Source organism: Vibrio rotiferianus (genome assembly GCF_002214395.1).
Classification (GTDB): domain Bacteria; phylum Pseudomonadota; class Gammaproteobacteria; order Enterobacterales; family Vibrionaceae; genus Vibrio; species Vibrio rotiferianus.
Genome location: NZ_CP018312.1, coordinates 2,068,044 through 2,081,484 on the forward strand (window position 1 = coordinate 2,068,044; position 13,441 = coordinate 2,081,484).

At 43.9% G+C, this 13,441-nt stretch carries 11 protein-coding genes and 1 other RNA gene; 3 read left to right on the forward strand and 9 right to left on the reverse strand.

What is annotated here, in order from left to right:
• Window positions 1-106: 106 nt before the first annotated feature.
• Together BSZ04_RS18625 and BSZ04_RS18630 are read right to left on the reverse strand one after the other, a co-directional pair.
• On the reverse strand, window positions 107-526 hold the full coding sequence (locus BSZ04_RS18625) for a CBS domain-containing protein (protein ID WP_010447101.1): 420 nt from the start codon (window positions 524-526) through the stop codon (window positions 107-109).
• A gap of 343 nt (window positions 527-869) precedes the next feature.
• Window positions 870-2,489: an NAD(P)/FAD-dependent oxidoreductase gene (locus tag BSZ04_RS18630; RefSeq protein WP_010447098.1), complete on the reverse strand. Its 1,620-nt coding sequence runs from the start codon at window positions 2,487-2,489 to the stop codon at window positions 870-872.
• 232 nt (window positions 2,490-2,721) lie between these two features.
• On the opposite strand from BSZ04_RS18630, the gene fdxA reads away from it, so the two are divergent.
• Window positions 2,722-3,045 (forward strand): ferredoxin FdxA, encoded by a 324-nt coding sequence (gene fdxA / locus BSZ04_RS18635; RefSeq protein WP_005431654.1) that lies wholly within the window; start codon window positions 2,722-2,724, stop codon window positions 3,043-3,045.
• 252 nt (window positions 3,046-3,297) lie between these two features.
• On the opposite strand, the gene BSZ04_RS18640 is transcribed toward fdxA, so the two are convergent.
• From BSZ04_RS18640 to BSZ04_RS18655, 4 genes are all read right to left on the reverse strand, one after another.
• Window positions 3,298-4,032 (reverse strand): RNA methyltransferase, encoded by a 735-nt coding sequence (locus BSZ04_RS18640; protein WP_088881108.1) that lies wholly within the window; start codon window positions 4,030-4,032, stop codon window positions 3,298-3,300.
• Between the two features lie 123 nt (window positions 4,033-4,155).
• Window positions 4,156-4,252: signal recognition particle sRNA small type (gene ffs / locus BSZ04_RS18645), an RNA gene on the reverse strand.
• A 135-nt stretch (window positions 4,253-4,387) separates the two neighbouring features.
• Complete coding sequence (locus BSZ04_RS18650) at window positions 4,388-6,394, reverse strand: GGDEF domain-containing protein (protein WP_088881109.1); 2,007 nt, start codon at window positions 6,392-6,394, stop codon at window positions 4,388-4,390.
• A gap of 166 nt (window positions 6,395-6,560) precedes the next feature.
• Complete coding sequence (locus BSZ04_RS18655) at window positions 6,561-7,304, reverse strand: VP0952 family biofilm-associated protein (protein ID WP_088881110.1); 744 nt, start codon at window positions 7,302-7,304, stop codon at window positions 6,561-6,563.
• A 271-nt stretch (window positions 7,305-7,575) separates the two neighbouring features.
• Here BSZ04_RS18655 and BSZ04_RS18660 point away from each other — a divergent pair, with 271 nt between their 5' ends.
• Complete coding sequence (locus BSZ04_RS18660; RefSeq protein ID WP_010447086.1) at window positions 7,576-7,878, forward strand: DNA base-flipping protein; 303 nt, start codon at window positions 7,576-7,578, stop codon at window positions 7,876-7,878.
• Between the two features lie 31 nt (window positions 7,879-7,909).
• On the opposite strand, the gene BSZ04_RS18665 is transcribed toward BSZ04_RS18660, so the two are convergent.
• Window positions 7,910-8,344, reverse strand: coding sequence for a YbaY family lipoprotein (locus tag BSZ04_RS18665; protein WP_010447084.1), 435 nt, complete (start codon window positions 8,342-8,344; stop codon window positions 7,910-7,912).
• A 168-nt stretch (window positions 8,345-8,512) separates the two neighbouring features.
• Between BSZ04_RS18665 and tesB the strand changes: the two genes are divergently transcribed.
• Window positions 8,513-9,373 carry an acyl-CoA thioesterase II gene (tesB, locus tag BSZ04_RS18670; RefSeq protein WP_088881111.1) on the forward strand — a complete coding sequence of 287 codons (861 nt, stop codon included), beginning with the start codon at window positions 8,513-8,515 and terminating at the stop codon, window positions 9,371-9,373.
• A 51-nt stretch (window positions 9,374-9,424) separates the two neighbouring features.
• Here tesB and BSZ04_RS18675 read toward each other — a convergent pair whose 3' ends face one another.
• Window positions 9,425-12,475, reverse strand: a complete 3,051-nt coding sequence (locus tag BSZ04_RS18675; protein WP_088881112.1) for a D-Tyr-tRNAtyr deacylase — start codon at window positions 12,473-12,475, stop codon at window positions 9,425-9,427.
• A 387-nt stretch (window positions 12,476-12,862) separates the two neighbouring features.
• Window positions 12,863-13,333 carry an Lrp/AsnC family transcriptional regulator gene (locus BSZ04_RS18680; RefSeq protein WP_088881113.1) on the reverse strand — a complete coding sequence of 157 codons (471 nt, stop codon included), beginning with the start codon at window positions 13,331-13,333 and terminating at the stop codon, window positions 12,863-12,865.
• Window positions 13,334-13,441 lie beyond the last annotated feature (108 nt).

The following is a 13,441-nucleotide window of genomic DNA, read 5'->3' on the forward strand; positions in this document are numbered from 1 at the left end:
CAACGACAAAAAGACGCCGAGGCGCCTTTCGTCTTAGTTTTACCCTTCAAGTAACACCAAGAGCTGAAGTGAGCATCTTGAGGTAACTGGGGATCTAATTTGGGTTTTAAACAGGATGCTGGAAGCACTCGTTTAGAGACTTACCTATCGCTCGAAGTACATCACGTCTTGTAATCACGCCGACCAATTTTTCTTTGTCATCCACTACCGGATACATTTTGGGCTTGCCTATTTTCATCATATCGGCCAACTCAATGATCGACATTTCCGGTGACACAGAAAGTACATCGTCATGCATACACTCTTCAACAGTATGTGTATCCTGACAGTGGTAACTGGCTTTAACGAGTTTGTCTAAAAGGTCTTGCTCAGAAAGGAATCCTACGACTTTCTCGTTTTCGTCAATAACTGGTCCACCTAGAGTAACACTTTGCATCACCTTATCCAAAGCCGCTGTTAGCGACATGTTTTTGGTGAACGTCACCGCTTGCAATGTCATGTAATCTTTAACTTTTAGTGAGTGCATTCTTATCTCCTTAGCGGCACGTTTTTGCTGCCTTTAAGATAAGTGTCGTCTAATTTCTTGATTTTACTAAATGGAAATTAGCAATTTTATCTATAGATTTAGTCTATTGATCTCTATCCGAACTGATACATAAGACAAAACAATAAATACACAGTTGCATATTTATTTACCTCGGGTGCAAAACTCAGTCTGGTGATGAACAGTGAAAATATTTAGCGTGCGCAGAGGTCGAGATAAAGTCGAGTTAATAAAAACTCAAGTTAGAAATAATTAGCTATGCAGTGCAAACAAAAAAGCCAACCTCAAATGAGGCTGGCTTTCGAAGTATTATTACTCGAATAAATTAAGCATTTTCCATCGCTTCAACGATATCACGCGCCACCGCTTCAGCCACTTTAATGCCATCGATACCCGCAGAAAGGATACCACCAGCATAGCCAGCACCTTCACCTGCAGGGAAGAAGCCTTTCAGGTTGATGCTCTGGAAGTCTTTACCACGCTTAATACAAACTGGAGAAGACGTACGCGTCTCAACACCAGTCAGTAGACCGTCTTCAGAAGCAAAGCCTTTGATCTTACGATCGAACGCTGGGATTGCTTCACGAATCGCTTCAATAGCAAACGCAGGTAGCGCTTTTGATAGGTCAGTCAGTTTGATGCCTGGAGTGAATGATGGCTCAACATCGCCCAGCGCACTTGGATCTCGACCTTTCAGGAAGTCACCAATTTTCTGTGCTGGTGCGTCGTAGTTCTCGCCGCCTAGTGCGTAAGCACCCGATTCTAGTTCACGCTGGAAACGGATACCCGCTAGCGGATCACCCGGGTAATCGACTTCTGGAGAGATGCCCACAACGATTGCGCTGTTCGCGTTACGCTCTGCACGAGAGTATTGGCTCATACCGTTGGTTACTACGCGACCTTCTTCAGACGTTGCCGCAACAACCGTACCACCAGGACACATACAGAAACTGTAAACCGTACGGCCATTCTTACAGTGGTGAACCAGTTTGTAGTCTGCCGCGCCAAGAATTGGGTGACCTGCGTTTGGACCAAAGCGTGCTTCGTCGATCATCGACTGTTTGTGCTCGATACGGAAACCAACAGAGAACGGTTTTGCTTCCATGTAAACGCCACGGTCGTGCAGCATTTCAAACGTATCACGAGCACTATGACCCACCGCTAGTACCACGTGACGAGATTTAATCTCTTCACCATTTGATAGCGTTACGCCTGTGATTTGACCATCTTCCATATGCAGATCGTCAACACGAGTGCTAAAGCGGATCTCACCACCTAGCTCGATGATTTTCGCACGCATCTTTTCGATCATGGTAACCAGTTTAAAGGTACCGATGTGCGGTTTACTTACGTATAGAATTTCTTCTGGTGCGCCAGCTGCTACAAACTCAGTGATCACTTTACGACCGTAGAAGTTTGGATCTTTCACTTGGCTGTAAAGCTTACCATCAGAGAAAGTACCCGCGCCGCCCTCACCAAACTGTACGTTTGATTCTGGGTTTAGTGTGCGCTTACGCCAAAAGCCGAACGTGTCTTTAGTACGTTCACGAACTTCTTTACCACGCTCAACGATGATTGGGTTAAAGCCCATTTGAGCCAAAACCAAACCCGCAAAAAGACCACAAGGACCAAAACCGATCACCACAGGGCGCTCTGTTAGGTTCTCAGGTGCTTTCGCAACAAACTTGTATTCCATATCTGGCGTTTGGCGAACGTGCGGATCTTTTTCAAATTTCGCTAGCAACGCTTCTTCATCACCTTCAACGATGATGTCTAGCGTGTAGATAAGATGGATATTGGTTTTCTTACGAGCATCGTAGCCGCGTCTAAAGACATTAAAAGAGATAACTTTCTCAGCAGCAATGCCAAGCTTTTTAGTAATCGCGTCCAATAGCGCGCCTTCCTCATGATCAAGAGGAAGTTTAATTTCATTAATACGAATCATGTGATGTCTCGTTATGGTAGGTGTCTTAGCCAAAGCCATGCATTTCTCTTCATATTTTTGAGGAGTTCTACAATGGTCAGCTCACAATGGCGCGCATTTTACGAGAAATTGAATTGTCTGTCATACTAAATCCAAGTTGCGCGGCGGAATTAACGTAGCGAATGTTGAATTTTGCCTTGGGATGAGTATTATCCCCATTCTTCAATTTTGACTAACTTAAGAGCTGATTATCATGGCGTTTGTCGTAACCGATAACTGTATCCAATGTAAATACACTGACTGTGTCGCGGTATGCCCTGCTGATGCCTTCCACGAAGGCCCGAACTTTATGGTAATCAACCCGATTGAATGCATCGACTGTGGCTTGTGCGTGGACGAATGTGCCGCAGCCGCCATCTTCCAAGAAGACGAGCTACCAGAAGATCAAGTGATCTATAAAGAGCTCAACGCAGAACTTGCGGAAATCTGGCCAGTACAAACTGAAGTAAAGCCAGCAATGGATGAAGCAGAAAAGTGGAATGGTGTGCCAAACAAGTTGGACATGCTAGAAAAATAAGCCACAAGCAAGAGATCCCCGACTCGGTCGTCCCTCCCTCTCGAGGATGACATTCAGAGGCGGGGTGATCTTTTCGATGGGTAAACACAAACACCATCAAAATCCTTCGATGATTTACCTAGGATACGTTTAGCAACGGCACCTAGCTTCCCATTTGACCCCGATTAAAAACAGGCTCGTCATTCCCGATAGCGACGAAGGAGCTCAGTCGGGAATCTCGTTTCTCTGATCGAATGTTTCTTCTAGCTGTGTTTAGCTGTGTTGACGACGCATGTTGTCCAGAATAATACCTGTCGCCATTGCCACGTTCAGAGACTCTGCACCGCCAAATGCTGGAATAGTAATCTTGTCGGTCACAAATTTAGACGCCGCTTCACGCACACCGTGAGATTCGCTGCCCATCAACAAAATCCCGTCTGCTGAGAATTCCGTCTTGTGCACGCTTTCACCTTCAAGGAAAGCACCATAAACAGGCAAGTTTGCTTCTTCCAAGTAGCTTGGTAAATCAACAAGACTCACTTGCACGCGCCCGAAACTGCCCATGGTTGCACTGATGGTTTTTGGGTTGTATGGGTCGGCACAATCAGTACTCGCGATAATGTGCTTGATACCATACCAGTCTGCTACGCGAATGATCGTGCCTAAGTTGCCCGGATCCGAAACGCCATCCAATGCGATCATTAAGCCTTTAGCCTGTGGCACTTTTACATTTGGAATTTCAACTACAGCAATGGCCGCGTTGTTGCTCACCAGCGTGCTTGCTTTGGTTAGGTCATCCAGTGACGCTTCAATGCACTCGAAGCCATTGAGTTCTTGGCTGTGCTGCTCTAGGAACTCAGTGGTTGCAAAGATTTGCTTTACCGTAAGCGAACTGTTTGCCAATTCCAGTACGTTCTTTTCACCTTGAACCAGAAATAAGCCGTGCGCTTTACGCTGCTTCTTTTGACCCAAAGCACGAAGCAGTTTTAGTTGGTTTTTTGAAATCATGAAAATATCCCAGGTGAAAATGGCATGAAGTAGAGCGCCAGATTATAGAATAAAGTGAAATGAACAAAAAGAGACGCCGGAAACGAAAAAGCCTCGCTGTTTAAGCGAGGCTTTTAAAGGGTGGGACCCCAGCCACATCCCGGCACACAAGTCACACGCTGCGGCTGCTTCCTTCCGGACCTGACCGAGTTCACGAGCTATTGTTGCGAGAGGACCAGAGCCCCATAATTCTGTTTTGAGAGTGTGTCTCAAATGATGGGAGGATTATTAAGTATCGCCTTTCAGATTGCAAGGGCTAAAGTAACGATTTTTCCCTTTCCCCTACTGTTTGAACAAAAGTCGGTCAATTCAACAATTAAACACGAATCTCATCGACAAGCTTCGGTCTCGTCTCTTGTCGTGATGCTTGCTTTCTTTGATACATATCTTCATCGGCAAGATGGAGAGCGCTCTCTAGACTCAATGTCTTTTGACGATTCACCGAGCAACCAACAGAAACAGAGATAGGGTGAGCTTCATCTAACGTTCCATCTTGTAAAGTAATAGTTGCCAGCTTTTCTATCGCCAGCTCTAGCTGTGCTTGAGTCGGGTTACCAATAAGAATGAACTCATCTCCTCCAAGACGATAGCTTCTGCCATCCCACAAGGCTTTGATGTCATTTGAGAGCTGTTGCAAAACCATATCTCCCGCTCTGTGACCATATGTATCGTTGATTTGCTTGAAACGATTAATATCTAGGTAGAGGATTGCTAACTCTGGTGAGACTCCCTGGCGAAAACGCAATTGCAATGACCTGCGATTGCGTAACCCTGTTAAATTATCGGTATTGGATTGACGATAAAGGTAAATCGATACACAGATTGCAAATATCAGTACAAATAGGAATACAGCTTGAGTTTGGGTTGCCAGCCTTACCTCATATTCTAATGCCGTACGCCAATCTGGCCGTAAATCGTATCGAGCGACAATATTGTCCAAATTCAACATAGATATCGCTCTAGAAAAATATGGCGCCAACAATTCACCTTTAGTGGACTTTGCTAAGCCAACTGAAAGCTGTGATTGATAAAATTCACCAATCGCGTTGTCCTGCTCGATGGGCAATAACTCACTTAGACGAAGAAAATGGTTGAGCATCGCAGTATCCATCGCGATATAGTCCACCTCTCGCTCAAGTAGTGCATCGATGAGAGCTTGTTGGTTTTCATATCTTTTCAAACTTTTTAGCGGCAACATTTGGCTCAAAAGATGATCAAAAAAGTCTTCTTTCACCACACCAATACGTTCAGAGATTAGCTGGGAGACATGAGAATAGACATTAGGTTTGTATCCTAGGCGCCTTACCATGACCGAACTTGGCGAATAATGCGGCTGGGTAAAGTAACTAAATGCACGGCGGTCACGGCTTATCGTTAGCGGTGCTATCATGTCTATGTCACCTTGAATGAACTGGCTATACATACTTTCCCAGCTTTCATCCTTTTGACTCACAATCTCACACTTTAAGTTCAAGATATCGCAGCTTTTGTGGACTACCTCAGCCGTCATTCCCTCAATGGTTCCATCATCGTTGTAAACCACGTAAGGGAAGATAGGCTCAAGTTTAATGATTATCGGCTGCTTCAAATCAATTGGTAAGGTACTTAACCCTTCCCGTAAAGCGCTCTGACGAAGATCAAACTGATATTTTGCGACCCTTTCCCGAAGTAATTTTTGTACTTCTTCACTATGGATATACTCAGAAAAAGCCTCTAGCTCATGTAAATGCAGACCTTTAGGACTAACAATGGAAACAGGCTTAATAGAGATTTGATCATTAAGTAATTGCGCATCAAACCCATCTAACAACATGGGTTTGAGTTGGTTGATGGCATCGACAACACCATCAACCCTACCATTATTCAGTAGTTCAACGGCTTCATCGTGGCCTTGATAAAACACCTGCTCGATATCCGGATAATAGTGCCTGATAAGCTCTGAGTATATTGTATCCTTAGGCACTCCAACGCTATGAATGTCATCCAAGGTTTTATCTGTGTGACTGAATAGGTAGGTGTATTCGATATTCGTTGGGCGGGAATAACTAAAGCGTTTAGCTCGCTTTTCGGTGAAGGTTATATTGGCGGCAAAGTCACTCTTACCTTCTGCTACAGAATCTAGAATGGCATCAAAGCTAGAGAAATTGACGTATTGTATTGATACATCAAACTCTGCTGAAATCGCATCAAACAAAGCGCGTGTAACAATATCATCCGCTTCTGTAGCAACTTTATATTCTTTCTGATGCACTGACTGAGCAAACAAGAATGGACTGCACTGCAACAAATAAGCAAATACCAGCCCTTTAAAAATCTTAACCATGGCCAACTAATTATGTATACGGTTAGTTGGGCCATTCACCCAACAACATGTACTTGACATACCCTGTAAATATGAAAAGCTGAACATATACTATTCGGCTTCATTTTTCATCGATTGATGGAGAGACTGTAGAGAGTATCACTCTTTCTCGTTAAATTTCTGTACGTTACAATTCTGCCTGCTCGTCACTGCTTCTCAAGATATAGTCTGTCATCCAGGCCGTTCCCAACAAACAAATCCAGACTACAAATACCGGATTAGGGACATCAATATTCGGGTTAACAACCAACGCAGCAAAGCCTACGGTTGGTAATGTCCAACAGAGTAACTTTCCCCAACGCATTGAGTTTTTAATCTTAGTCAGCGCTTCCATAGAAGCTAGGATCCCGGTGACACTTAACGCAACTAATACAGCATAAGGCAAATCCGCCAACCATAATGGCAACAATAACAACAGTGACCACCAGCTATGTTTCTCTGAGGGTTTCCAATGGTTGGCAGCCCACCACATCACGACAACGGCCATCGTTTGAACAACGGTAATCCAAGGAGTCCCATCTAATTTACCAGCTTGCTGCGTTACCATGATGCCAACTTGTAACGTGAGCACAATGAGACCTGCGGTAAGCAAAACGCCCAGTGAACTGCGCCGCGAGAACACGACCATGAGTAATGGGAATAGAATCAACACTCCAATCGACAAAGCAATTGGCTGCATTGATAGCGTCAAGCCATAAACGGTCATTGCTCCTAGAAGTATTAATCCGGCGATACCACCTTGCGGTAGTATCCACAACGCAGGAATCATCAAAGCAAGAACGGGAATGTCTCCTTCGCTCAAACTGATGGCACGAGCACACACCACGGCAAGAAGAGTCGTAACGAGAAATTGAAGTGTCGAAAAAATCATAGCGCCTCCTGGCTTCCCCAACCAACCTGGTAACTCAACGGCATATCAAACTGGGCCTTCAACGTCGTTGAGCGGGTCTATATAAACTAAGACTGAGCTTGTTTTTGTATTTCCAACTTACTCTTAGAGATCAGCTGCGGCTCACAAAAGAAACAACAAAACACGGTGAAGGAACATGAGCGGCAAATGATGTTAAGGAGCAAGAACTGATAGCGAAGTACAAGTCTTGTGTATTACCATTCCTTGGTAAACAACAGTGGACACTTTCAGTATGGACCAATTTCTAATGCAAATCTTTGCTGTAATTCACCAAATTCCTATTGGACGAGTTTCAACTTACGGCGAGATCGCAAAAATGGCAGGCTATCCTGGTTATGCAAGACACGTAGGTAAAGCATTAGGGAATCTACCAGAAGGCAGCAAACTTCCATGGTTTCGAGTAATTAATAGCCAAGGAAAGATTTCGTTAAAAGGTCGTGATCTGGAGAGGCAAAAGCAGAAGCTTGAAGCGGAAGGCATTGAAGTGTCTGAGATCGGAAAAGTCTCACTCAAAAAATACAAATGGCAGCCTTAGGCTGCCATTTTACAATCAATTGGACTAACGATTAACGTGTACCCACTAGACGAATATTTGCTTCGTGCGTTTGCTCTGCATCAGTAATAACTGGAATGCTTGTGTCATTGATAAAACGTAGCTTACCGTCCACTTCAATACGTGCACGTAGGCTGTAACGGTGGTTTGGTTTGATATCGTTGCTGTTGTAGCTTAGTTCAAACGATAAAGGTACTTGTTTACCCTCAGTCTCGAATGTCTGTTTCGCAAGAACTTTCGCTGGTGCATCGGCCAAAGACACATCCTCTAGGGCTACGGTTACTACTGCATGAGGAGGAAGCGCGATACGCTCACGATAAGCCACTGTACCCGTAATTGTCTTCATTGATGCCTCAGCCGTTACAGATTCTGTCGTTTGAGAACTTTGGCAACCCACTAGAGCTGCACCAAATAGTAAAGAAGTAACAAGTAGTAGTGATTTTTTCATATATTCCTCAATAGGTGTATAAATTCGAAGCAAGTATAATCTTAGACTATTAAACTGTCTGCTATACCGAGCATTATTTGACAATAGTTTGACTAAGTTAGAAATTACCAAACAATTGATTTTGTTTCATAATTGAAGCAATCAAAAATCTTAAGTTGAGGAGAGAGCATGAGTAAACCACTAAAAGAGTTGCTGAGTCTATTACAGCTCGAAAAGTTAGAAGAGGGTTTATTCCGCGGTCAAAGTGAAAACTTAGGACTACCGCAAGTCTATGGTGGACAAGTTATCGGACAAGCCTTATCGGCAGCCCGCTATACCGTTGAAGAAGCTCGCACGGTACACTCATTCCATAGCTACTTCCTTTATCCTGGAGATCCAGAAAAGCCGATCATCTATGACGTCGAGAACCTTCGTGATGGTCGTAGCTTTAGTACTCGTCGAGTTAAAGCCATTCAAAATGGGCGCCCGATTTTCTACCTGACTGCCTCTTACCATGGTGACGCACCTGGGTTTGATCACCAAAACACCATGCCTGACATTCCTGGGCCGGAAAATTTCCCTTCCGAAACGGAACTAGCAAGCCACATTGCCGAGTTCTTACCAGAGCGGCTACGTAAAACGTTCTGTGGCGAGAAACCCATTGAAACCCGCCCAGTTAACATAGTTAATCCACTAAAACCAAAGAAAACAGAGCCGAAACAGTATCTGTGGATTCGAGCCAATGGTGAGATGCCTGACAATCAATTGATCCACCAATATCTGTTGGCGTACGCATCGGATTGGGGCTTCTTGACCACTGCACTTCACCCACACGAAGTGTCGCTGATGACCCCCAACTTCCAAGTAGCTACTATTGACCATTCAATCTGGTTCCACCGTCCATTTAAAATGGACGATTGGTTGTTGTATGTAATTGAAAGTCCAACAGCGAGCAACACTCGCGGTTTAGTTCGTGGCGAGATATACAACCAACAAGGTCACCTAGTTGCAACAGCAGTACAAGAAGGCGTAATGCGCTTTACTAAGTAATTTGGCTTCTAGCCCCAAAAACAAAGGAGTGCTTATGCACTCCTTATTCGTTTAACTCTTTTGGTAATTGAAGTTCACTACAGCCCATTCATATAACGATTTAGGAAAGCCGTATTTCCCCTCACCCGTAATTTCATTTTCCGCTGGATAGAAGCCACCATGATCATCCGCTAAGAACTTGCGCGCACCACGACGATAATGGATAAGCGGACTAACCAACTCATAATCCGTATTGTCTTCTAACCCTTTATCATCAATGACTAAAAATCGGGTCATACGGATCGTGCTACCGCTCTCACAATAGCCTGAATCTGCGTAATCAATCGCTTGAAATGGCTTAGTATCATCCTCATTCAATTGCGAATAGCAGCCATCAAAACGAGCAATGTGCATCCACACCCCACGATACTGAGTCGGGTCCTCGCTACTCGTCGGCTTCATTTGCAGGTAAGCTACTTCACCTTTGCCATAGTTGATAAGTTCTGCATCGGTTGATCCACGAACAGTTCTTGCTCCCATTAGACCAAACGAGCTTTCTTGAAGATTCGAAAATTCCGGAGCGCTAAGTGTGCTAATTACGACGGTCTGCTCACTATCAAGATCCGTATATTGGTCAGCATCTCCAGATTCCGACAGTTCTAGTGGTATCGTTACGAGCGTTTTTGCCAATGCTTTATAATCTCGAGTTTCACTTTCTGAAACTTTTAATTGAACCGCATGACCAAATTGGTAACCAACTAAAGTAAGAGCGCCTTTTGCAGGGTCGAGTGTCGCTAAATCTTCACTAACCGTATTCGCAAACTCATAGCTTCTTGTACCAATTGCTGTACCTAAATCTAATTCAACCCTTTTGTAAGGTTCGAATGACACCGTCTGACGAGTCCTGTCCAGTCCAGGATGCTCCGCCTTTTCAATGGAGCCATTAACCGTCATGGTTTTCGTTAAGTAGTTACGGCTTGTAAGCGTCACTTCCACTGCATAATCGCCAGCATGAAGAATATCCAACTCCCCAGAGTCCGTCGATTTCATCTGCACGACAGGTGAGGTTTGGTTGATCAAACGGTATGAAGCTTGAGCATCGTTGTCCGTCACCACGGGAGTGAGGGTTTTGTCCGTCTCAAAAATAGCATTTGGATAGCTTACCGATGCCTGACTCTCGATAGGCTTAATTGAAACAGTAAAGCTGGACTCTCCTGGGGTAAATCTATCGTCACCTGAATCCGCAACGACAACTTGTGTACTACCCACATTAAGAATATGCATCTCTCCAGTGTGTACATCCAAAGAAACAACATCAGTGGGGGCTCCTTCAGCAAACTTATATGTCACACTCCCTACCGTTCCGGTGATAACTGGCTTATCCAGTAACGGTTTATATGGGTTCCAGGAGTCTTCAACGTTTGACGCTATCTTAATACGACTTGGCGCACTCAGAATCTTAAATTTTACTTGCTGTTCTGGGCCTGACGTATGGTTGATGTTTTCTTTACGACGCAAGGTCAAGGTGGTGTCACCAGCCTTGTATACATGCACGATTCCATTTGCAATCATATTCGCGACCTCAGGGGCCGTATTGCCTGTCATTTCAATTTCATCACCGGAGGCAAGTTCATCAAAATCTTTCAACAAATTGAATTGATAGTCTTTGCTGTACACCTCTTCATAATCTCGCGTCGAAAGAGGCTGGCCTTGTGCTTTAGCAACTTGGATGTTCGCTTTGAATTGTGTTGGCTGATAGTAATCACCACCATCATCCTCAAACGTGATCGTATAGTCTCCGGCCTGCTTAAGGAATAAGGTATCACCTGACATACCGAGGCCTTGAGGTAACTCTCCTACCAAGTTTAACGTTCCCTTCTGGCCTTTAAATGCCAATGGAATCGACAAACCGTCTTGGTAGGTAAGTGCAATATTTACATCTTCGATAACTGGATGAGGAGCCTGATCAACATCCACGACCATTCTTGCTTTTGTGGAAGGAAAGTTACGAAGGCTTTTCTCAACTACATCAACTTCAGCTCGACCAACCCCTTGAATCAATAGTGCATTACCATCATCAGAGATTCGTACAACACCTTGGCCGGACACGACATCAAAATAGTAATCTCCAAGAGCTTTGCTCACCTGCGGATACAGTGGTGCATTAGCTTGGTAATGAGTAGACACATTTGCCACAGTAACGGCTTCACGTACCCCTTTATCAATAACAACATTAAATTGAGCCGTCTGATGTTGTTCAATATAGCCTTCACTATAAGTTGCAGTCGCTTCTATTGTCACTTGCCCAGTATTCTTGATCAGGAGCAAACCAGAGCTAGTATCCAGTATTTCAGCAACCTCACCATCAGGTGTACTATTAATGATTGTGTAACGAGTACTTTGTGTCTCAACCTTATCGAGACGAATAGGCTCTAATGTTAAGCCTTCGCGATAATCAGCGCTAAGGGGTGCATATTGAAGCTGCTCGGCACCAATCTGATAGAGATGAACATCGACCAGCAGGTCTCTCGCCTGATAATAATCATTACCAGAGTCATGAACACGGATCTGAGCTTGACCAGAGCCACTGATCGCAAAAACTCTCCCATAGCTATCCACTCGGACTAAATGCTCACTACCGTCTGCGACTTCAAAACTCAGATCACCTTTTTGACCACGCACGGTAATCTGCTGTCCGTCAGAGGAGAGAACATTAAGATTTAGCTCACTGGCAGTAAGATCGGCATTTATGCCTTTATCCACAGTAATCGTAAAAGTCGCATCAGAGGATTCATAAATTGTGCTGGAGTCTGTGGCTTTAACCGTTGCAGTCCCGGGACGAAGGAGTTGCAGCTGACCAACATCATCGACTTGAACCACATTAGAAGGTGTTGAAGATAAAACTTGGTATGTGATCGTTCCAAGAACATTGCTCATTTGGGCATGAATAACACTCCCTGCCCCGTTGAATACAAACGTCGTATCTTCAACGGTAAGCTGAGGTCGAACTTGTTTTGTCGACTGACTAGAAGAAGTTGAATCATTAGGCTTGGAGTCACCGCCCCCACCACCACAGCCTGTAATTACAGCAGCAAGCAAAAGGATAGAATAATATTTTTTCATTTATTGTAACATTTTATTACATCTAGGAGGCCGCGATAATAATACGATGTTTTATTCACCAACAGCCTTTTATTCGATGCACAAATAATTGAAAAACCGATGAAATATCCCACAAAGATCGAAAACGTCGCCCAATATACAGAATTTTGCACAAAGCAAACGCTTGCCTAGCTACATTAGAAAAACCAAACATACAAAATACTAGTTAAGAACTCAGAGACTTTTCTTAGAATTTCTCAAAAATAAGACAAGAACAGTCGTGATATGTCGATTTTTTGTGGATTTTTCATCTGTTTAAATGGACTTTCATTACCAATGATATGGGGAGTAAATATCAGTTGTCTCAACTTGTGGTAGGTAAAGCCATTTCTCAAAACTTGCAGAAGGTTACAAGCTAATACTTATCGGCAGTTCCGTAGTGTACTTAATCGGCTCCATTGCAAAGGTTGAGGTGACATTGGATAAACCTTTCACGCTGTTGACCAATCGCTTGTAGAACTCATCAAAGCGCTTCATGTCTTTTACGACAACTTTCATCATATAGTCGTATTCCCCAGCCATCCGATAGAACTCCATGACTTCAGGGAAATCACTTACGGTGGTTACAAAGTGGTGATACCACCCTTCTGAATGGTCGCTAGTCTTAAGTTGCACAAATGCAATAAAAGATAAATCCAGCTTCTCAGCACTTAACAACGCCACTCGCTTCTCGATATAGCCTTCATCTTCGAGCTTTTTTAAACGCTTCCAGCAAGGTGTGGTGGTGAGATTGATTCGCTCGGCCAAGTCATTTAATGACAAGGTTCCGTCGTTTTGGAGTAAAGAAAGTAACTGTTTGTCGATTTTGTCTAAGCTCATTCCTAGCTATTTCCTGATTTAGAGAAAACTTTTCTACCAAAGGTGAATAACAAAACAATAATAGCAAAGTTTTTCTCTAGGGTTATAGGTAGATTATCCCTATAGACA

Bases quoted from the DNA above. Each gene is read 5' to 3' on its own strand.
- BSZ04_RS18625 (WP_010447101.1), bottom strand. From the start codon at position 526: ATGCACTCACTAAAAGTTAAAGATTACATGACATTGCAAGCGGTGACG.
- BSZ04_RS18630 (WP_010447098.1), bottom strand. From the start codon at position 2,489: ATGATTCGTATTAATGAAATTAAACTTCCTCTTGATCATGAGGAAGGC.
- fdxA (WP_005431654.1), top strand. From the start codon at position 2,722: ATGGCGTTTGTCGTAACCGATAACTGTATCCAATGTAAATACACTGAC.
- BSZ04_RS18640 (WP_088881108.1), bottom strand. From the start codon at position 4,032: ATGATTTCAAAAAACCAACTAAAACTGCTTCGTGCTTTGGGTCAAAAG.
- BSZ04_RS18650 (WP_088881109.1), bottom strand. From the start codon at position 6,394: ATGGTTAAGATTTTTAAAGGGCTGGTATTTGCTTATTTGTTGCAGTGC.
- BSZ04_RS18655 (WP_088881110.1), bottom strand. From the start codon at position 7,304: ATGATTTTTTCGACACTTCAATTTCTCGTTACGACTCTTCTTGCCGTG.
- BSZ04_RS18660 (WP_010447086.1), top strand. From the start codon at position 7,576: ATGGACCAATTTCTAATGCAAATCTTTGCTGTAATTCACCAAATTCCT.
- BSZ04_RS18665 (WP_010447084.1), bottom strand. From the start codon at position 8,344: ATGAAAAAATCACTACTACTTGTTACTTCTTTACTATTTGGTGCAGCT.
- tesB (WP_088881111.1), top strand. From the start codon at position 8,513: ATGAGTAAACCACTAAAAGAGTTGCTGAGTCTATTACAGCTCGAAAAG.
- BSZ04_RS18675 (WP_088881112.1), bottom strand. From the start codon at position 12,475: ATGAAAAAATATTATTCTATCCTTTTGCTTGCTGCTGTAATTACAGGC.
- BSZ04_RS18680 (WP_088881113.1), bottom strand. From the start codon at position 13,333: ATGAGCTTAGACAAAATCGACAAACAGTTACTTTCTTTACTCCAAAAC.